Genomic DNA, 19,176 nt, shown 5'->3' with positions numbered 1-19,176 from the left:
TCCCCTCTCAGGTCGCGTTGAGAACCTGCACCAGCTGCTGCTGGCTGTCCTGGATGCGCACGTCGATGAAGTCGCCGATCGCGCCTTCCTTCGGGTGGAGCTCGACGATGACCGGGGCCTGTGCCCCGTCGCCGCCCCGCGCCATCGAGAACAGCGCACTGGCCTGCGCCGACGTAAACACGGGCTCCGGTCTGCCCGTGCCGTTGTAGGCCAGGTTGAGGCCGGGCTGCAGGAAGCCGCCGGAGTCGTAGGACCCAGGCTTGAACCCGTACCAGGAGCCGAACAGCTTGTCGTTGTAGCCGCGGGCGCCAGCGCCGACGATGACGCCTGCGCCGCCCCTCGATTCGACGTTGGTCTTGCCGAGGGTGCCGGCCGTGTGGCCCACGCCGGCGTTCGTGATGCCGACCCTGAAGGGGCTGTTGCCGTGGTACACCCAGCCGGGCGGGGCCGTCCGGCCGTGGAAGGCGCCCGTCGCCCACCTGCGGTGAGGCCTCTGGCCGCGGATGACGGACTCGATGGCGCTCATGAAGCCCGAGCAGTCCCACGAGGGGTTGCCGTTACCCGCCCACTGGTAGGGCAGACCAGCCTGCGTCTTAGCCCACTTCAGGGCTGCCTGGATGCGGGGGCCGCCGATCCCCCCGGCGCCCTTCTTGTCGGAGTCTTTGGAGTAGCCGAACAACGCATCGATGATCTTGTCGGGGATGTGGCGGATCAGCTTTCCGAAGCCGGTGTCCATGCCCGGGAACTTCGCGAGCAGCGGATTTACGACATGCTTCACGCCTGCCCGGGCCGACGCCTCCAGGGTGTCTCCGAGCCAGCTCGCGCCCTTCTTGATGGCGTTCCACACGTCCGATCCGGCGCCTGCGACCTTGTTGAGGCCCTTGCCGATCCAGCCGAAGATGCCGCCGTCCGCAAACGACTGCACCACGCCGCCACCCGCGTACTGGAGGGAGGTGTCGGTGTGGGTGCGCGGGTTGCCGCCGAACACCGGCGCCAGGGCGGCCTTCACCGCCTGGGAGCCGCCGGATGCGGCGAGCTTGTTCATGGTGCCCACGAACCCGGAGCCGACCGCGCGGGTGAACTCCGGCCGCATGATGGCCTCGCCGCCGGACAGTTCGAGCGCGCCGCCGGTCGGCGACACGAACCGGTGCACGTCACGGCCGGGCGTGTAGCCGGGCATGACGCCGCCAGCCGCGAACTTGAATGCCTTCAGCTTCGGAGCTCCGAAGGCGTCGGCGACCTTGTTCCAGACGCCGACGATGCCCCTGTTGTAGACGGTGTCGACGACGAACTGGACGGGTTTGCGCGATACGTCCTTGATCTTGTCCCAGGCGGTCTTGATGCCTCGGACGGCAACGTCGAAAGCGCTGTGCAGGTCGTGGACGACACCCTTGAACTTGTCGAAGATGGGCTTGATCCCTACCTGGTAGGCGATCTTTATCGCCGAGACGATGCCGCCCCAGGCAGGCTTGATGGCGTTCCTGTACAGCCACATGGCCAGGTCGCCGATCGCATGGAAGGAAGGCGCGAGGGCGCTCCTCCACAGCCACATGGCGACCCTCGCCACAGCCCTGAAGATGGCCATCACGGCATCGAACTGCGGCTTGAACACGTTGCGGTACAGCCACACGGCGAGCGCGGCGATCCCGTCGAATGCAGGCTTGATCGCGTTCCGCCACAGCCACATGCCGATCGCGCCCAGGATCTTGAACACGGCGATGATCGGCAGGATCGCCAGGACAACGATCGTCGTCAGCAGGATTCGCGCGGCGAGGCTGATCGCATCCCACGCAGGCTTGATCGCATTCGTCCACAGCCACATCGCCCACCGGCCCAGCGTTTGCACCGCGAGCACGATGAACCCGAATACGGGCTTGAGGACGTTGTTCCACAAGAACAGGGCTCCTGTCTGGATGCCCGACCAGACGGCCTGCACCAGCGTCCTGAACCAGCCGAAGCGGTTGTAGGCGTAGATGACCAGCCCGACCAGGGACAGGATCGCCAGGCCGATCAGCACCAACGGGTTGGCCGACATGACGAAGTTGAACGCCACTTGCGCGAGCGTCCACAACTTCGTCGCCAGAATGATCCCGTAGATCAACTGGATGAACCAGGGCGCCTTGTCGGCGATGATGCCGATCGCCTGCGCCAGCCCGCCCAGCAGCGGCAGCAGGATGTCAGCGATCGGCGACATCGCCTTGCTGATGTTCAAGAACGCGGTGAAGATCTGCCCCAGCACACGGGCCAGGATCGGCCCGTGCTCGGAGGCGTAGGCCAGGAACCGCTCGAACTCGGGTGAGCCCTTCAGGCTGGCACCCCAGTTCGCGAACCGGCCCGTGATCCGCTGCATCGTCGACGAGATGCCGTCCATGTGCGGCAAGAATCCGTCGACGACTCCCGCCATCCCCTTGATCACGTTGCCGAATGCGACACCCAGACCGATGATCGCCGGGCGGACGTTTGTCTGCAGATCCTTCTTGAAGTCCTGCCAGAACGGCTTCTTCACCGCCGCCGACGCCCGGTCCTGCAGCGTCTTGATCGCACCCGCGGCACCGATCACGAACGGCGTCAGCGTCGGCAGCGTGTTCCGCAGGCTCACGAGCGCCCGCGTGAAGATGGGCATCACCGCTGGCTGCAAACTCTTCGACCACGCCCCGAACGCCGTCCGCAAGCCGACGAACGCATTCAGGGTGTCCCTGGCGCTCGGCGTGAGTTTCGCCAAAGCCTGCTGGTACTTGGACTGCGCGATGGCAGCCTGATCCACGCCCCCGGCCGCCGAAAGCGACGCGGAGGCAATCTGGCGCTGAGCCGAAGCGATCGAATCGGCCCCCGACTGCTGGGCCTGCACGACACGCTCCTGCGCGCGGGCAATGTTCTCGGCGCCGGCCCGCTGCGTCTCGGCGACGTTCTTCTGCGCCTCGGACAGCTTCTGCTGTGCGTCGGCGATCGCCCGAGTGTTCTCGATCTGCGTCTTCGCGACGCTGTCCTGCGCCTTCTTCAACGCAGTCGTCTTGTCGACAACCTCTTGCTGGGATGCGGCAAGCCGCTCCTGCGCACTCTTGACGGTGTTGCTGCCCTCGACGCCAGCCTTGTTCGCCGCCGCCGTATCCGACTTGAGGCGCTGGGCCTCAAGCTGCTGCTCCTTCAGATGCTGCATCGCCTCGTCGAACTGCAGCTGGGCCTGCTGCCGCTGCAACGCGGTTGCCTTCGACCCGGCAGCGTTGACCGCGTTCAGGTTCTGCCGCGCCTCAGCTACCCGCAGCTCCGCGTCCCGCACGCCGAGCTGCGAGTCGACCAGCTGGTTGTTCATGTCCTGCAGCTGGCGAGAGGCCTCCTTGCGGGCCGCTGTCAGATCCAACTGGGCTTGGCGCGCCGACTTCTGTGCTGCTGCGAGATCGCGCTCTGCCTGGACGACCTGCTCGTTGGCCTGGTCCATGCGGTCCGCGGCCTGCGTGTAGGCGTCCGACAGCGACTGCCGGGCCTGCTTGACCTGCGTGGCGGCCTGCGCGTTCGCCTGCGCCGCCTGCCGCACAGCGTCGCCCACGCCTCGCTCGGCATCCGCGATCTGCCGGGCGGCGTTACGGCGGGCCGTCGCCAAAGCCTGCTGTGCGCCCGCCATTTGAATGGCCTTCGAAGCACCCTGAGAGTTCGCCTGGGCGCCCTTGTAGGTGGCGTTCGTCGCCGCATCCTGGGCGGCCTTCTGGGCTTGGAGGACGGTGCCGATCTGCTTGAACGCGGGGATTGCCACCAGCGCGATCGAGCCGATACCTGCTGCAGCCGCGGTACCCGCGGCGGCGACCGCACCGAGCCCGGCCGCGATGACCGGCAACACCGGCAGGATCGCCGGGCCGAGCGCGATCGCCGCGAACACCAGCCCGTTGATGCTGGCCGTTGCCGCGCTCGCGTCGATGTCGACGTTCTTGCCGTCCACCGCGTCAACCTCGGCGCGCAGCGCGGCAAGCTCCGCCAAGGCGCGCGCCGTGTCGGCGCGGACCTGCACGTTGGGGTGCTGGGCGCCGAGCCGCTTCAGCCGCTCCTCGATGTCCGTGATTTCCGCCAGGGCGGCGCCGGCGTCGACGTCGATACCGATGCGCTTTCCCGACAAGGTCTCCAGGCGGGCCCGCAGACGGGCCATGTCCGCGTCGAAACCGGTGTCGGACAGGCGCACGTCGGCCTTCGGCAGCGACCGGAACGCCGCCTCCAAACGCGCCTTCAACGATCGGGAGAACGCGCCCGCCGTCTCGTCGCCCTGCCGGGCCGCGGCCGGGCGGGCCGCCCTGGCGCCATTGTTGATGCCATCCCGGATCGCTGGCGCCATCTGAGCGGCGATCTGCCGGCCGATGATCCGGCCGACCTCGTCGCCGATCTGCGACGCTGGGGGGACCAGCGCCGCGCGGAGCCGGGCGTCGATTCCGCGGGCGTTGGGGACGACATCGACTTCGACACTGCCGACAGAGATAGGCACCGGGAGCCTCCTCCCAGCGCCCTATGCGGCGCCCCCGTTCAGCATCGACCACAGGTGATTGGCCTGGGCGTCGGACATTTGCTGCTTCGGCCGGATCGACTTCGCGCCCGGCCTGCGTGTCGGGTCTGGAGGCTTCGGGCGCTTGGACTTTGAGTCGGTGTTCGCGCAAATCAGCACGTACTCGACGCGGCGAATCGCATCCAGCGCTGCGGCAAGCAACAGTTCCTGCTGCGACCAGCGCCCCTGCTCCGGCTCGCCCTTGTCCGCCTGCTCCGCCAGCTCCTCATCCGACATTGCGTTGCGCAGGGCCGTCCATGTCGCCGACTCCGGCGGCAGGTGCTGGATCAGGACCCGCAGTCTCCGCCACGACATGACACCCCGGTGCACGTCCAGCAGATCCACGCCCTGGTAGTAGCGCAGCAGGTCGGCCTCTACCGCCTCCGCGTGCGCCTCGACGACGGAGCGGGTCCACGCGAGTTTCCCAGGCTCTCACCCGCCCGCTCGGCCGCATCACCGACGAACTCCCCCCACTCCTCGTTCGTGGGGTCGATGTCGACGTAGAGCTCGTAGTCATCCGGGTGAAGGATGATCTGCGCGAAAGCATCGATCTGGCCCTGCGCGGCCAGTCGCTGCCACGACTGCCGCCACGCGCCCGGCGGAATGACGCGGACTTCCTCGTCGCACAGCAGGGCCGTCACGTACTTGTTGACGGCCTCGATTTCCTGCGCCTCGGCGGCGGAAGTCTGGTCGTCGACGTCCGGCTCGGCTGGGCGACGGGATGTCGCGGCACGGGCCGCCGTGCGCGGCTTTCCGCTGGTGCTGCTGGCGGCGTTGCGTGATGTGGCCACGGCGCGGGCCCCTTTCGATCAGACGGCGCGGGCAGAGGAAGGCAGAGGTGGGCGGGCCGGGCCCGCGCCGACGAGCGGCCCACCCACCAGCTCATGAGCCCGTGTAGGCGGGCGTCACGGGGATCTTGTCGACGTGGTAGACCGTGTTCCCGGAGTCGTCCGGGTAGGTGGTGATCGTCCATTCGTAGCCGGACATCTCGTCCTGCTTGAACGTGACGTCACTGCGGTCGTTGATCTCGCCCTGCGGGACGTAGAAGCCCTTGTAGGCGTCTCCGTCGATGACCAGGAACCAGAACGCGCGACGGTCCGGTACCGGGCTTGCGGTCTCCGCGTACTTCGTCAGACCGTCCCCGTCGGGGGCGAGATCCGCCGTCGACAGCCGGTACTGCAGGGACTGCACCGCGACACGGGACGTCTCCCACACCGTCAGCCCGAACGTCCGCACCGACTTGGTGATCTGCGTCCTGAACGGGCTGGTCAGACCCCACGGGGTGAACTCCTGGGAGTCCTCGTCGAAGCCGTACTTGAGGCCGTCGTCCGAGATCGCGCCCAGCGGCTCCCACGGTGACACGGGCTGGTTGCGGGGGTCCGCCGGCGCGGTAGAGCCGACCGGAGCGACCCATCCGCCGCCGTTCGCACCCACCAGGGCGAGGTCCGCGGCGCGGGTGATGTTGACCATGATGTCTCCAGACATGCGAAAGCCCGCGCACGGGCGGGAACTTGAAGGGTCCGGCGCGGGCCCGACGGCCGGTCAGGAGACCGGGTGGCAGAAGATTTCGTAGGTGCCGCCGACGCGGCGCAGGGCCGTGTTCTCGTAGTCCCGTGGCCCCGGGAGGGTCAGTGCTCTGATCTGCCCGAAGGTGACGGACGCACCCGCGGTGCCCGGCAGTTCGCCCGTCAGCCAGGCGTGCACGGTTCGGCCCAGGGTGATGGCGTCAGCCCGGGTTGCCCCGAAGACGTCCATATCGACGATGACGCGGGCGAGTCGGAATCCGTCATCGTCACCGGCGGGAACCTGCTGGAATCGGATCGTCGGCAGTTCGTTCAGCAGGTTGTTGTCGAGCTCGTCCCTCACCACCGCCTCAGGAAAGCGGTCTGTCGCGCGGCTGATGAGCTCCAGCTCAATGTCGACAATGTCTGTCACTGATTCCGGCCACCCATCTGGGCCGCCCGCAGCAGGACGTGGTGGGCGGGCACCCGCTCGGTGCCGTATTCCACCCAGCGCGCGTAGTAGGCGGTGTTGCGGACGTAGCCGACGGCACGGTCACGGCGTCGCCCGCCGCGGGCCGTGCTGTCCGTCTCCCATGACGACTTGTAGTGCCCCGGATGGGGGCCGCCCTCGCCGACCGGTGACAGCGCCACGGCTACGCCCTTGATCACCTCGGCGCGACGCAGCATCTCCGCCTGCATCCCCGGCATGCGCAGCATCTCGCCGACACCTTTGCGGTTCATCTTGAACCGTGCTGCCATAGCCCCTCCAACAACTCGCACAACAGGGGGCGGACATGGACGTGAAAGGCGTGCTCGGCACCATCAGCTTCGACGGAGAATGGATCACCATCACGAAGACGCCCATCGGGGCCAGGCCCGCACCAGTACGACTGCGGGCAGCCGACATCACCGGCACCCGCTTCAAGAAGGCGACCAGGCTCTTCCACGGCTACGTGCAGTTCCAACTGCCCGGGACCCTCGCTGCGGGAGAGAAGAGCGGCCTCATGGCGGGCGGCAGGCCGCCCTACGAAGACCCCAACAGCCTGTCCATCCCCCGCAAGAGCAACGACGCCGCCGAGAAGCTCGTCGCCGCCGTCGAACAGGGCCGCCGCTAGCCGGTGACCCGGTCCGCAGCGAACTGGATCACTCCGCGGGTCCCGGTGAACGGGGAACGCCCCCAGTCGCCGGGCTCCCCCGTAATGTCGCACCTCACGCCGCGCACCATGGCCTGGTCCGTAGTGCGCAGCGGCGCCTTAGCCGTCGGCACGACCGGCGCGTAGACGGTCCATCCGACAATGACGGTGTCCCGGCCCTGCTGCTCCGACCCGCCGACCTGGGGTGTCTCCGCACGCGGTGTGACCACGCAGCCGGTCAAGTCGAAGGACTCATCCGGACCCGGAAGGGGATGCCCGCGAGGATCACGCCCCGGCGATGCTCCGGTACGCAGAATGCGCACCGTCTCCCCGAACGGGTAGGGCCCCGGCATCAGGGATACCCCCAGCCTGCTTCGAAGTCCTCTTCCCAGACCAGCACTGCCTCGACCGGCCACGTCGGCGACGGATCAGCCGTTGCCGGTGTCGGATCGACCGTGAAGGCCCCACCCCGCCCGGCAGCCGATTTCAACGCCGACTTGTCAGCCTTGGTGAGGTAGATGCCCCCCGAGCCGGTCGGCCGCTGCACCGACATCGGACCGATCGTCTCGTAGGTGACCTGGCCCGGGTTCAGATAGGCCCGGCCCGCAACGGACAGGACGACCGAGTCGGCGCCCTCCGGGAGCGGCTTGACGACGGTCTGACACAGCGAGATCGCCTTGCTGATGAGGAAATCGCCGCGGTCTCCGTCGATCTCGTCGAGGTTCAGGAACAGCCCGAGTTCCTCAACTGTGGGTGGAGTGAACGGCATCGTGCACCTCCTAGGCGATGAGTCCCTCCACGGCCGCACACCACGCCGCCAGATCGGCTGCCGGGTTCAACTCGGTGCTGCGTTGCCTGGCCCGCTTGCTGGCCAGCCGGTACTCGGAAGCCGTCAGCAGCTTGCGCAGCACAGCCTCGTAGCCGGCGATGTCGTTGCGGTCGACGAAGATGCCCGCCTCGCCGAGGGATTCACACAGGCCGGGTGTGGGGTGGGCGACCACCGGAATGCCGCTCGCCAATGCTTCGCACCCGGCCCGCCCCCACGACTCGTAGGAGGAGGGCATCAGCAGCACCCGGGTCCGGGCGTACACCGTGGCTCGCATGTCCTCGCCGCGCACATGCTCGACGATCTCCACGTTCGGCAGGTCGGGGAGGATCTGCTCTCCGTAGGCGCCCTTCACGGCGAGGAACTGCTGGTCCGGCATGCGTTCGGCGAGGGCCTTGAAAACCTTGCCGCCCTTCTCCGGATTGCAGTTGACCAGCGTGATCGCCTTGCCGGGTTTCGTCGCGTACTCGTCGGCGAACACCGGCGGGCGCACGATCAGGCTCGCCTCAGGGCGTACCGACTTCGGATACTCGGCGAAGAAGAGTTCCGCCTCCCGCTGCATCCACTGGGAGTTGTAGACCGCGAGAGCAGTCCCCCCGGCGGCCATGTCACGGAACGTCGGCAGATGCGTGTTGTGACAGACCACGGCCAGCTTCTTGCCGTAGCCGCGGGCCAGCGACGCCGCCGGCGGCACCGTCTCCAGGTGCGCCAACAGCACATCGGCCCGCCGAACAGCCGTCGGGAAGTCGAGGCGGGACTCCAGCGGCACCACCCGGATGCCACGGTAGTCGTACTCCTTGCTGGCCTTCCCGTAGCGAGACAGCCACACCGACACGTCGTGGCCGCGTTCCACCAGGGGCCGCAGCATCGACACCAGCATGTGCTCCGCCCCGGCATTGTGCTCCGGCGGCATCGCATGAACACGGGCCACGATCTTCAGGGGCTTGGCTGCCCCGCCCGGCGCGGAAGCCGGGACAGCCCTCCCCATCAGGAACCGCTCGGGGTGCCGGTGAACTTCACGAACGCGTCCACGTCGCCCATGACGAAGCCGTAGTAGGCCTCAGCGAGGATGAGAACGAGGTTCTCCTGGAACGCGGAGTGAACGCCGCCCTCCTCGTCGACGTAGGTCGCCTGGTCGGAGATACGGACCGTAATGTCCATTCCGACGCCGTAGGCAGCCTGCGACCAGTCGCCGCCGATCGCGCGCAGACCCGTGTCCGTCGACGCGGACTGCCGGCGCTGCTTGCCCGACACCGACCGGGAGTAGGCCAGCGGCTCGCCGATCAGCGTGCCGGCCGCCGCCATGTTCGTGCCCGGCGTCTGGGTGTCGACCAGGATCGGGCGGCCGGTCGTGTCCGTGGCGAGCAGCAGCTTCGGCTTCAGCCGGTGGTCGGCGACGGTGCCGGTGTAGTCCCAGTCGCCGTCGATGACCTCTTCCATGCCGGTCACCAGGTCGGCCCAGATGCCGCCCTGGGCCTGCGACTTCGTCCCCAGGGCCACCGAGTTGGAGGTGGCCGCCAGGTACTCGCTGAAGGGGCCGGTGGCGCCCTTCATCGTCTTGCCGTGGATCGCGGCGTGGTCGAAAGCCCGCGCGAACGCGGTCGGCAGGTCCTTCTGCAGCTGGTCGTACAGGCCGCCGGCGTTGGTCTTCGCGACCTCCATGGCGACCGGGATGAGAACGGCCAGCTTCTTAGCCTGCATCTGCTTCACGTCGACGCCGCCGGTCGACAGCGGCTTCTTCGCCGCCTGGCCCACCCAGTCTGCGGTGGGCACGTCCATCGGGATCGGCACGCTCGTGGTGGCGTCCAGCGCCAGCGGCGCGGGACGGGCCAGGGCCATGACCGCGGACTGTTCGACGGACTTATCGAAGATGGGTGCCGTGATCGTGCGCGGCAGAAGCGACGCATCGACGTTGGACAGAGTGAGAGGGGCGGTGACCGCCATCGAATCCTACTTTCAGCGGCCGGGAAGCCGCGAACTCAGCCACCCGGAGAACTCGTCTCGCGGGCTGGGGGCCTGCTTCTTGTTGGCGCCGGACGCCTGAGTGCGATCCGGTGCGGGACGCCGCGGGCCCTCCTGGGGCTGGGGCTTCGCCCAGTGCGGCTTGCGCTCCAAGAGCGCTTCGAGGTCCGCCTTGATGGCCGCCTCGTCGATGTCGCCGTCAGAGCTGATGTACGAGTCGAGATCCAGTGCGCCGACCGCGTCCTCCGGGTCCGCGAACGAACCCATCGCGAACGCCTGCACCTGCGTCTTCACGAGCCGATGGCGGGTCGCAGCGATCTGCTCGGTGGCCCGCGCCAGTTGGTCGTTCAGCCGCTCGGACTCCGTCTTCTCGGAGTCCTTGATGCGCTGCAGCTCCGCCAGGAGCGGCTCCGCCTTCTTCAGGCGCTCCCGCAAGTTCTTGGCTTCGCTGTTCTTCTTGCGCAGCTCTGCCTCGAACTTGGCCTTGTCGAACGGCTCCTCCTGCTTGCCGTCGGCCGCCTCCTGGGCGTCCTCGGCTGCACCGGTGCCGTTCTCCTCGGATGCCGCGGCCGTCTCCTCGACGGCCTGCTCGCCTTCCGTGCCGGCCTGCTGATCGGTGTTGGTCTCGTTCTCTTCGGGCATGACGAAACGGCCCTCCAGGGGCTCGAAAACTGGAATCGGCCGCCACCAGGGCGACCGGTCGGGAAAGGTCAGTGGGCAGCCGGGAGGTGCCCGTGGTCGGCGAGCGCCCGCCGGAACAGGCGGAGCTGGTCGCCCGAGTGGCCTGCGGCGTACTCGCGGTACAGCCGGTCCCACTCGCGTGCGTGTGAGGACAGTTCGAACCGCTGCCCTTTGAACACGGGGATGGCCATGCAGTGACAGCCGTCGTGGGCACGGAATGAGACCGTGTCCTGCTCGTATACCGCCCCGCGAGCTGCCAGGAGCTTGCAGAAGGCGCAGGCTCCCAGAGCGGCCGACCGCGCCCAGGCGACGGCCTGACGGTCAGCCCGCACGGCGCCTTGCACGGTTCCTCGGCCGGTGTCCGTCACCAGCTTCTGGGCGACCGCCTCGGCCTTCTTCTCGGCCTGATCGAGCCGGGTGTCGAAGGGCTCCCGCTGGGCGTCTGTCGTCTTCGGATCTTCAGGGTCGCGTGGCCACAGATCCTTCGTCGCCCAGCGCAACGACGCCTCGGTCTGATCTGGTGAAGGCGGCTCTGCGGTCGCCGCGGCGAACACCCCCGTAGCGCCGGCCGTATCCCGCTGTGTGTCGTAGAACTCCGCGGCAAGGGAGGACGACACCTGCGCGTACTGGGCAATCACCGCGTTCATCGCGGTGAGCCAGTCAGGCACGGACGACTGCAGACGCGACGGGATGATCAGGCGGCGAAGTCCGCGCACATCCCGCACCAGCAGCCGAGTCAGGCCCAATTGAGCGGCCCGGTACCGATTGGCGGCCTCGCCGCCGTCAGAGACCGTTGCCGCCACCGGACACCTCTGCGGCTGTCGGCAGTTGCGATGGATGCTGGTCGTTGAGGGCGGCGAGGCGCTCCATCAAGCCGCCACCTGCTGCTGCAGCGCTCGAGCGGCGCCGGTCCGCGGCAACCCGCTGACGCTGGCCCTCCGTCAGGCCGGCCATCTCCAGCGTCACATCCGAGTCAGCGGGCAGTACCCCGGCCTGCACCAGCTTCACCGTGGCGTCCACCTGGGCCGCCACTGTCGGGGTTGCCGGGTTACGCCACACCGTCTCGATGCGCTTCGCCTTGTCCGGCGCTTCACCGTCCCGCACCCACAGCGCGAGCCGCATCGCCTGCTGCCAGGCCGCGCCGAAGCGGCGGATCCGCCGCTCGCTGCGCTTGACCAGCTTCGCCTCGGTGGACCGGATGGCGTCCGCACTGGCGGGGTTGTCAGTGGTGTAGCCGAGCATGTGCGGCGGCAGGCCGAACTGGCTCGACATGATCCGCGCATACAGGTCGATGATCTTCGTCATGCCGGTCGGGTCGTGCGCCGCGAACTGGCCGACAGCCGGGACGTTGCCGTCTTCGTCCCGCTCCAGAGCGAGCACCCGGCCGATGTACGTCTCCCAGGCACTCTTCGCATTGCCCTCAGCGTCCTGGAACGCCGACTCTGACGCTCCGAGGATGTAGCGCTGCGGGGCCCCGAAGAACTCGGACGCCACCTCCATGCCCATTAGGCGCCGGCATGCCGCATCCGTGATCGACATAACCTCTGGGGTGATCTCCGAGCGGCCGATCCGGTCCGCGGTGCGCTGCCGGTTCGCCATCCGCACCACCGGAACCACGCCCAGGTTGTGGATGTCCCGGTCGACGATCTCCCATCCGCCCGCCTGGGCTGGGATCGCGGTGATCGTCTGGTCCGGCAGGTACAGCACCAGCATCCGCTCTTCTGGCCCCACCTCAGCGAAGCCGTCCGCCATGCACTCCCGCAGCGCAGCGGTGCCCATGCGTAGCCGGGCATCCCACATCAGCGTCATGTCCAGCGGCGACTCGATCGAGATCAGCGGCGGCATGCCGTCGCTGTCCGGAGAGCCGACAGCCAAGTACTCGCGGCCGTACACCAGGGCGTCCAGGTGCGCCAGCGACGACTCGTCGAACAGATCGTTGGCCTCAGCGATCTCATCCAGGTCACTGGAATCGGAGCCGTCCTTCCAGCGGAACGCCTCCAAGTCCAGGCGCTCCTCCAGGGACTCGACACCCACCCGCGGCCAGCCGATGACCGTGTGAAGGCCCTTCAACTGCGGCGGAATACTGATGCCGAGATCCCGCACCATCTGCTCGCCGTTGAAGTAGGCATCCCTCAACTGAAGCGCCCACCGGTCCCGCAGCATGTCCGCACGCAGAATGCTGATCAGTGCGAGCTCGTCGTCCGACAGCGTCAGAAGCGGCAGCTCGGGAATCGAGACGGTCACCGCAGCACCACCACCCGTCCCTTGCCTGGCGTGCGCTTCTTCGCCCGCTTCGAAGAGTTGAGGATCATGCGGCGCAGCATTCGTGCGCCGACCATGCAGACCGCGAGGTCGATCTTTCGGGCAGATTCACGGTGTTCCTTGCCGATCGTCACGCCCCACCGGTTAGTTCGCCGACGGGCGTTGATCACATGGGTGCGTAGCACCTTGTGCCCGTCGTGCAGGAGTGTCCGCTCCAACACGTCTGCGTGGGTGCGCTTCACGGCCTCCGTGAACGTCTCCTGATTACGCGAGTCGCGCATGTCCCACCGCACCGCGTGCGCCTTCGGGCCCGAAAGCACCGACCGCAGGGCCAACCTCGGCCCCCACGTCTGACCCCACGTGTCGATGTACGTGTCCCAGTACATCTCCCCGTCGTCGTCATCCTGGCCGGAGCCCGGGTCGGCGAAAAAGGCCAGCACCTTGAAGCGCGCGAACGCGTTCTCCACCACACCGTGCACCTCGTCTCGCGGCACCCGGTACGGCACGAAGCCCGGCGTGTTCGGCGCCGGCCAATTCGCCGGCTTCTGCCACACACCCAGTGCGGTCACGAGACCGTCCGACATCCGGCAGGCGCACAACCCGGTGGCATCGTCCGACTTGGAGCCGTCAAAGAACAAGACGATCTCGTCGCCGTCGGCCAGGCTCAGCCCGTCACGCTTGCAGGCGTCCCACTCGAAGCGGGCCAACCACGCGTCCTCGGCCGCGGCGATCTGGTTGAACCAGAAGCGGCGCGACCGGGACGGCGGGTTACGGACGTCGAGAATCGACGCCTTCAGCCGGCCGATGTCCAGCCACGTCGAATCCCCACGGACTGCACGCAGCGTCGGTTCGATCCACGCCTCCGTCAGCTTCGCCTCCGGCGGAGCCTCCAGCGAGTCGTAGAACAGGCCTGTGTCCGCAGCCCGACCAGCCTCCGCAGCTTCGTAGGCGTCGCGGGTGCGCTCGGCCACCGAATCCTCACCAGGCTCGAACGCGTTCGTGATCGCCAACGTGCGCGACTGGCCATCGGCGGACTTCGTGGCGTTGCGCTCGATTACCGCAGCCATCTCATGGCCCTGGTTCGACTCAAGCCAGTGGTGCGTCTCATTCGGGTACGTGGCCGTCGGCCGGCCACCTTCCAGGGCTCGCGGTGACGAAGTGACCGCCTCAATACGCGCCCGCCCCTTGTCGGCGTAAATGATCTCTTTGCCGAGGTCGATGCGGTACTCCTCGATCGCCCGCTTGCTCAGCAGACTCGGGAAGATCGTCATCGTGTTGCGGGTCTGATCCTGCGACACCGCCGCCATCTGTACCCACGCCGCAGGATGCTGCTGCCCCAACGGCTGACCCGGCGGAACACCCCACTCGTTGTCCTCGTCCGCGATCTCTCGGAACCGGCACGGGCCAACGAACTCGAAAGCGCCCCACGATGCCACGACGGGGTCCTTGCCCCAGCCCTTCAGCCTCTGGATGACGCCGTCCCGCCACAGGAACCGGTTCGTCTCCGGGTCCATCGCGTACCACCACAGCGTCAGCCGGGCCTGCTCGGGCGTGTACTGCCACGCCTTCCCGACGTAGTGCTGCAGATAGATGCGCGTCCAGGCCAGACAATGCCAGCCGAGCGTGTACTCGGGCAGGATGAACTTGCCGTCCGGGCCGCGCTTCCAGGTGGGGCCGAGCGTGAACGGTTCGACAACGTCGGGGACCTGCTCTTCAGCCTCCGGCGATGTCACGGTAGGAATCCAGCGGACTCACCGACGCCAGCTTCGGGCCAGCAGGCTTCTTCCGCTCCAGCTCCATGCGGGCCCGTCGGCGGTCCCCCTCGGTCGTCAGCAACGACGACATCGCCGAGTTGAGCGCGGCAACGTACTGGCCATTCGGCGCCCGGTCCGACGACAGCCCGCGGGACATCAGCTCAGCCACGTACCGGGCCACCGCCCAGTCCGACGGTTCGTAGAACGCGGCCTGCCCCGACTCGCGCAGCGACAGATACCAGTCCGTCGCGATCTGATGCCACAGCGGGTCCGCGTCCGGCAGGTCTGGCAGCTCGTTGGGGGCGCCAGCCGGCGCCTGGATCAGCTCTGGGCCGTCGTCCTTGTTGCGGCGACGACGTTCTTCGGATCGCTTCGGAATGGGTCCATGCGTGCCCACGAAGACCTCCAGGGTCAAAGCGCACCACCAGGGGGCGCAACGGGCGGAGCGAACAAGGCCGCCCACCAACCAGCCGACGCCTCCAGGGCGCCAGCCAGACGTGCGCGAGACGGCCATCTGAGCGCGGGGCCGCAGGCCAGGAGGGCCTAGGGAACCCGTACAGACAGTTAGGTGCTATACGGCCCCGATCCGGGAAGATCGCGGGGAGGGGGTATCCCCCCGGGTGGATCATGGTGGGGCCGGCCGGTCGAGACCCTGGATTGGATCTTGAGATTTCGGGGCTTGCTGATCTTGGATCACCTTGGTCGAATGAGTTTTCGATCTCCTCAATTCGATCTTCAACTGAAGATCAAACGATCAATGATCGACTCAACGTGCTGAGACACGATGACCATGACCGCATCGCCCTGCCTCACCCTGCCCTGCCAGGCCGGCACACCCTGTGGGTGGAGGGCGGCCGGCGTCCAGGGCCTACCCCTCGGCCCGCTCCCGGCCGTCGAGGGAGTGGTGCACCAGCAGCCAGGCGACCGACCCGTCCTCCTCGGTGGCCGGCCTGACCTCCGGCCCGCATACGCAGTCCGGATCGGCGGTACCGGTGTCGTGGTCGATCAAGTCGGCCATCGGCGTGACGTGAAGCGTGCTGGTCACCGCTTGCGTCCGGTCGCGCCGCGGACGAGCTTGGCGTGCGCGCTGGTGGTCATGCCGGTTGCGGCCATGTGCCTGAGCTGGCAGTAGCCCTTGGCTCGTGGGCCCATGAACTTGCTGACCTGGCGCACGCAGCGGGACCAGTCGCCGGGTGTCCCCCACCTGATCTTGGCTGCGCCGGCTCCGTGGGTCCAGTAGTCGCGCAGGGTCTGGGCGTTGCCGCCGCCTTTGCGGCCGCCCTTGCCTTGGCGTCCTCGTGCCATCACTTGCCGCCCTTCGACTTGCCGATGCTGGGGTAGCGCTGCTTGACCTTGGCGCGGACGGCTTTCTTCTCGGCTGGGGTTCCGTTCTGCGCCACTCGCGCGAGGGCGTTGCGGGCTCGGGCCTTGGTGTCGACGGGGTACTTGCGTTTGCCGGGTAGGGCGAAGGAGGTCTTGGGGAGGCTCTTGCGCTTCTTCGCGGTCATCTTGGCCACGGCGGATCACTCCTGTGGCGGCGCGGGCTCCTGGCTTGTGGGGTCCTGGTCTTCGTCTACCCGCATGACGCAGGCGACTTGCTCGCGGGGTACTGCGTAGCAGGGGCCGTCTTGGTCGTGGAATGTGACCCAGTGGGGCGTGAAGTCGACGGTGAGGTGGTCGTCTTCCAGGCGGACGTCTTCGCCGCGGCGTTCGGCATGGACGATCACATAGGTCGGCATCTGCTCACCTCAACCCAGGGTGCGGCTCTTCCGGCCGGCGCCGTCCAGGCCGCGGGTTGGCGCGTTGGGCGTCGTTGCCTTCGCGGCTGGACTTGAGTCCGTGGCAGGTGGCGCACACGCCTTGCAGTTGATCCTCGGCGTGGGCGTCCGTCTTCGCCTCAACGTGATCGCAGTGGCTGCTCGGCCGAACGCCGCAGATCTTGCAGATTGGGTCGCGGGCGAGGACTCGTGCGCGTATGCGTTCCCAACCGGACGGGAGCCGGCTCTTGCGGTCGGAGCTTGTCCATCCGCCGGGCATCAGCCCATGCCGCCGCAGTTGCAGCCATCGGGACCGTCGCCCATGCCGTCCATCCCGCTGACGTCCGTGGTGTCGCCACTGTCGGCCTGGTCGTCTTCGGCGGGGAGTTCGACGCCGGCTTGCTGGAGCCAGCTGCGCATGTCGGTGGCAGCTTGGCCTTGCGCCTGGACGACGTTGCGGGCGAGGTCGGCAATGCGGCTCTGCCTCTGCGCGGGGCTGCTGTTGTCGAGGTAGCCCTGGGCGATGGCGACGCCAGCTTCGCTGTGTTGGATCATCAGGTCGAGGAACTGGATGTCGTCCAGGCTGATCGCCACGGCGCCTCCTTCAGTGGAGCGCCCGCCGCACGCCTTCTTCCAGCGTCACGGTGGGTACGTAGTGGTCGAGCATGCGGCTGGGGTCGCAGACGCGGTGATGAACGCCCTGGGGGGCGTCTTGCCGGTGCTTGAACTCGGGCCGGTAGCCAGCCGCTGCGGTGACGATCGACGCGAGTTCGTCGAAGCTCGTCGCCCGTCCCCAGCCGAGGTTCACGGGCCCCGTGACGTCCGCATCGAGCAGCGCGAGGGTGGCGCCGATGAGGTCGTCGATGTGGATCCAGTCGCGTGTGCTGCTTCCGGATCCCCAGATCTCGAAGGGGTCGTCGCGGCGTCGAGCTCGGGCGATGAACGCGGGGAACGGGTATGCCTCGTCCTGGTCTTCGCCGTAGCCGCTGAATGGCCGCGGGATGAGGATGCGGCAGCCTTCGGCTTCAGCGTAGGTGGCGAGCTTCTCCCCAGTCAGTTTGGCCCAGCCATACGTCGCGTCGGGCTCCTCGGGATAGTCGAGGCTGATGTCTTCCTCGTACAGCTTCCGCACGTCGCCGGCACCTTGGAGGCCGATCGGATAGGCGGCACTGCTGCTGAAGTACACGGCTCGCGGGGTCTTGGTGCGGATGAGCCATCGCATGTACCAGGCGTCGAGCGCGAGGTTCGTGGCGATGCCGAGTGGTGAGCCGTCGATGCTGGCGCGCCCGCCGACGACGGCCGCGCAGTGGAAGGCTGCGTCGTAGCGAGTGTCGTCGCTGCGGAAGAAGTCGAGTGCGTCGTCGCCGTCCTTGAGTTCGACGCACGTGATCTCGTAGCCGCGGTCGCCGAGAGCCCGGTGGAGGTGACGGCCGACGAAGCCGCCCGAGCCAGTGAGGAGGACCCGCATCAGCTGCCCGCCTTCACAGCCCGGTACACGCTCCACGGCAGTTCGCTGTCGACGGGTTCTAGGCCGATCCGCTCGCATGCTTCGGCCTGCTGTTCGGGCGACCAGGTGGTGACGCCGATCCAGCTGTCGGCCTCACTCGGCTGGTCGGAGATGGGCCAGTCGAGGACGAGGGTTCCGCCGAGCTTGGTCGCGGCCCGTAGCCGTTCGATGATGTGCAGGCAGTCGGCGTAGCTGTGGTGGATGAGGACGGCCAGGCAGTACACGGCGTCCATGCGGCGGCGACCGAGGTGCCCGGCGATTCCGTCGGCGTCGGCCTGAACAGTGGCGAGCCCGGAGGCACGTTCGGTGAGCCGGTTGAGCATGCGCTGCGAGGAGTCGACGGCGGTGACTTCGTAGCCGCGAGCGGCCATGGGGATGGCGACGCGACCGTCACCGCAGCCGAAGTCCATCACCTTCACCCCGTCGGGGATGGCGGTGGCAAGCATGGCGGCCTGCGCCTCACCGGATTCCCAGTACGCCTCCTCGGAGACGCGGCGCAGCGGGTGGATCGCGGCGGGATCGGCCTGGTCCCAGGCGGTGATCACATCGGCGGCGGTCACACTGCCTCCTCGACGAGCTTGCGGAGCTTAGCGAGGTCGGCTTCCAGGCCGTCGCCGTCCCGGTACTCGTAGTAGGCGGCGGCGTCGCTGCTGACCTGTTCGGGGCTGTTGCACTCCTCGTACACCGCATCCATCTGCGCCTTCGCCGCTGCGGGGTGCAGGTGCTCGATGACCATGTCGTCGAGGTAGGTGATTCGCCCCATCCCGCGGCCCCATTCGACCCAGACGAGGTCGACGCAGAGGTGCACCATGGCTGGGGGCGCCATGTAGCCGAGCGTGGCGACGACGTCGGAGGTCATCGCGACGGCGGTCGCCATCTTCTCGCCCTGCAAGAGGTCGTTGCCGTAGACGATGCCGGGCCCGGCGGACAGGCAGATCCGGATGCGTTCGTCCCACGGCATCGCAGCAGGCCGCGGCCGGTGGTCGTCGCCCATGAACGCCAGGAACCGGTACGACGGCGCATTCTTCACCGCGGCCTGGTTGAGGGTGCCGACGAGCCGCTTGCGCGCCCAGAACACGAACCGCACCCGGCCATCGTCGGCAAGCGCCTTCGCCTGAGCCTTGTAGCCAGCCAACTCGGGGTCGTCCTTGTCGACGCAGAACAGCACGTCGGCGGTGGCCCCGGTGTCGTCCCACGCCTGCATGATCTCGGGGACGGCGTGTGGCCGTCCGCGGGTGGGGATGATGACGAGGAGGTCATCGGCCATGGC

Annotated in this window: 24 protein-coding genes; 1 reads left to right on the top strand and 23 read right to left on the bottom strand. The window is 67.9% G+C overall.

Annotation, left to right across the window (positions count from 1 at the left end; genetic code table 11):
- Window positions 1-7: 7 nt before the first annotated feature.
- From ACWC1K_RS28115 to ACWC1K_RS28090, 6 genes are all read right to left on the bottom strand, one after another.
- A complete protein-coding gene (locus tag ACWC1K_RS28115) occupies window positions 8-4,465 on the bottom strand; it encodes a hypothetical protein (protein WP_450835328.1) in 4,458 nt (1,485 codons plus the stop codon).
- Between the two features lie 21 nt (window positions 4,466-4,486).
- Entirely contained in the window at window positions 4,487-4,867 is a 381-nt protein-coding gene (locus tag ACWC1K_RS28110; RefSeq protein ID WP_450835327.1) for a hypothetical protein, read from the bottom strand.
- A 29-nt stretch (window positions 4,868-4,896) separates the two neighbouring features.
- Window positions 4,897-5,313 carry a hypothetical protein gene (locus ACWC1K_RS28105; protein WP_450835325.1) on the bottom strand — a complete coding sequence of 139 codons (417 nt, stop codon included), beginning with the start codon at window positions 5,311-5,313 and terminating at the stop codon, window positions 4,897-4,899.
- Window positions 5,314-5,404: 91 nt separating this feature from the next.
- Window positions 5,405-5,992 carry a phage tail tube protein gene (locus ACWC1K_RS28100; protein ID WP_450835323.1) on the bottom strand — a complete coding sequence of 196 codons (588 nt, stop codon included), beginning with the start codon at window positions 5,990-5,992 and terminating at the stop codon, window positions 5,405-5,407.
- A gap of 72 nt (window positions 5,993-6,064) precedes the next feature.
- Window positions 6,065-6,457, bottom strand: a complete 393-nt coding sequence (locus ACWC1K_RS28095; protein ID WP_450835322.1) for a phage tail termination protein — start codon at window positions 6,455-6,457, stop codon at window positions 6,065-6,067.
- Window positions 6,454-6,783: an HK97 gp10 family phage protein gene (locus ACWC1K_RS28090; RefSeq protein WP_450835321.1), complete on the bottom strand. Its 330-nt coding sequence runs from the start codon at window positions 6,781-6,783 to the stop codon at window positions 6,454-6,456. The genes ACWC1K_RS28095 and ACWC1K_RS28090 overlap by 4 nt, the downstream gene beginning before the upstream one ends.
- A gap of 35 nt (window positions 6,784-6,818) precedes the next feature.
- Here ACWC1K_RS28090 and ACWC1K_RS28085 point away from each other — a divergent pair, with 35 nt between their 5' ends.
- Window positions 6,819-7,139 carry a DUF4429 domain-containing protein gene (locus ACWC1K_RS28085; protein WP_450835319.1) on the top strand — a complete coding sequence of 107 codons (321 nt, stop codon included), beginning with the start codon at window positions 6,819-6,821 and terminating at the stop codon, window positions 7,137-7,139.
- On the opposite strand, the gene ACWC1K_RS28080 is transcribed toward ACWC1K_RS28085, so the two are convergent.
- From ACWC1K_RS28080 to ACWC1K_RS28000, 17 genes are all read right to left on the bottom strand, one after another.
- Complete coding sequence (locus tag ACWC1K_RS28080; protein ID WP_450835317.1) at window positions 7,136-7,399, bottom strand: hypothetical protein; 264 nt, start codon at window positions 7,397-7,399, stop codon at window positions 7,136-7,138. The genes ACWC1K_RS28085 and ACWC1K_RS28080 overlap by 4 nt on opposite strands.
- A gap of 110 nt (window positions 7,400-7,509) precedes the next feature.
- Entirely contained in the window at window positions 7,510-7,926 is a 417-nt protein-coding gene (locus ACWC1K_RS28075; protein WP_450835316.1) for a hypothetical protein, read from the bottom strand.
- Window positions 7,927-7,936: 10 nt separating this feature from the next.
- Window positions 7,937-8,914 carry a glycosyltransferase family 4 protein gene (locus ACWC1K_RS28070; protein ID WP_450835314.1) on the bottom strand — a complete coding sequence of 326 codons (978 nt, stop codon included), beginning with the start codon at window positions 8,912-8,914 and terminating at the stop codon, window positions 7,937-7,939.
- Between the two features lie 56 nt (window positions 8,915-8,970).
- Entirely contained in the window at window positions 8,971-9,927 is a 957-nt protein-coding gene (locus ACWC1K_RS28065) for a phage major capsid protein (protein WP_450835313.1), read from the bottom strand.
- 12 nt (window positions 9,928-9,939) lie between these two features.
- Entirely contained in the window at window positions 9,940-10,587 is a 648-nt protein-coding gene (locus ACWC1K_RS28060) for a hypothetical protein (protein WP_450835311.1), read from the bottom strand.
- 68 nt (window positions 10,588-10,655) lie between these two features.
- A complete protein-coding gene (locus ACWC1K_RS28055; protein ID WP_450835309.1) occupies window positions 10,656-11,429 on the bottom strand; it encodes a VG15 protein in 774 nt (257 codons plus the stop codon).
- Complete coding sequence (locus tag ACWC1K_RS28050; protein WP_450835307.1) at window positions 11,410-12,870, bottom strand: phage portal protein; 1,461 nt, start codon at window positions 12,868-12,870, stop codon at window positions 11,410-11,412. Before ACWC1K_RS28050 ends, ACWC1K_RS28055 begins: the two co-directional genes overlap by 20 nt.
- Window positions 12,867-14,621 carry a terminase gene (locus ACWC1K_RS28045; protein WP_450835305.1) on the bottom strand — a complete coding sequence of 585 codons (1,755 nt, stop codon included), beginning with the start codon at window positions 14,619-14,621 and terminating at the stop codon, window positions 12,867-12,869. The genes ACWC1K_RS28050 and ACWC1K_RS28045 overlap by 4 nt, the downstream gene beginning before the upstream one ends.
- Complete coding sequence (locus ACWC1K_RS28040) at window positions 14,602-15,057, bottom strand: phage terminase small subunit (RefSeq protein ID WP_450835304.1); 456 nt, start codon at window positions 15,055-15,057, stop codon at window positions 14,602-14,604. The genes ACWC1K_RS28045 and ACWC1K_RS28040 overlap by 20 nt, the downstream gene beginning before the upstream one ends.
- Window positions 15,058-15,510: 453 nt before the next feature.
- Window positions 15,511-15,660 (bottom strand): hypothetical protein, encoded by a 150-nt coding sequence (locus ACWC1K_RS28035; RefSeq protein ID WP_450835303.1) that lies wholly within the window; start codon window positions 15,658-15,660, stop codon window positions 15,511-15,513.
- A 23-nt stretch (window positions 15,661-15,683) separates the two neighbouring features.
- Window positions 15,684-15,947: a hypothetical protein gene (locus tag ACWC1K_RS28030; RefSeq protein ID WP_450835301.1), complete on the bottom strand. Its 264-nt coding sequence runs from the start codon at window positions 15,945-15,947 to the stop codon at window positions 15,684-15,686.
- A complete protein-coding gene (locus ACWC1K_RS28025) occupies window positions 15,947-16,159 on the bottom strand; it encodes a hypothetical protein (RefSeq protein ID WP_450835299.1) in 213 nt (70 codons plus the stop codon). The genes ACWC1K_RS28030 and ACWC1K_RS28025 overlap by 1 nt, the downstream gene beginning before the upstream one ends.
- A gap of 6 nt (window positions 16,160-16,165) precedes the next feature.
- Window positions 16,166-16,381, bottom strand: coding sequence for a hypothetical protein (locus ACWC1K_RS28020; RefSeq protein ID WP_450835298.1), 216 nt, complete (start codon window positions 16,379-16,381; stop codon window positions 16,166-16,168).
- Window positions 16,382-16,678: 297 nt separating this feature from the next.
- The gene (locus ACWC1K_RS28015; protein WP_450835297.1) at window positions 16,679-16,993 is read right to left on the bottom strand and encodes a DUF305 domain-containing protein; all 315 of its coding nucleotides are present in this window, start codon (window positions 16,991-16,993) and stop codon (window positions 16,679-16,681) included.
- A 10-nt stretch (window positions 16,994-17,003) separates the two neighbouring features.
- Complete coding sequence (locus tag ACWC1K_RS28010; protein ID WP_450835295.1) at window positions 17,004-17,867, bottom strand: NAD-dependent epimerase/dehydratase family protein; 864 nt, start codon at window positions 17,865-17,867, stop codon at window positions 17,004-17,006.
- Window positions 17,867-18,466 carry a class I SAM-dependent methyltransferase gene (locus ACWC1K_RS28005; protein WP_450835293.1) on the bottom strand — a complete coding sequence of 200 codons (600 nt, stop codon included), beginning with the start codon at window positions 18,464-18,466 and terminating at the stop codon, window positions 17,867-17,869. The genes ACWC1K_RS28010 and ACWC1K_RS28005 overlap by 1 nt, the downstream gene beginning before the upstream one ends.
- The gene (locus ACWC1K_RS28000; protein ID WP_450835292.1) at window positions 18,463-19,173 is read right to left on the bottom strand and encodes a hypothetical protein; all 711 of its coding nucleotides are present in this window, start codon (window positions 19,171-19,173) and stop codon (window positions 18,463-18,465) included. Before ACWC1K_RS28000 ends, ACWC1K_RS28005 begins: the two co-directional genes overlap by 4 nt.
- Window positions 19,174-19,176: the final 3 nt, after the last annotated feature.

The organism is Streptomyces sp. NPDC001492, assembly GCF_053597275.1.
This window is presented reverse-complemented; position numbering and strand designations above follow the sequence as displayed.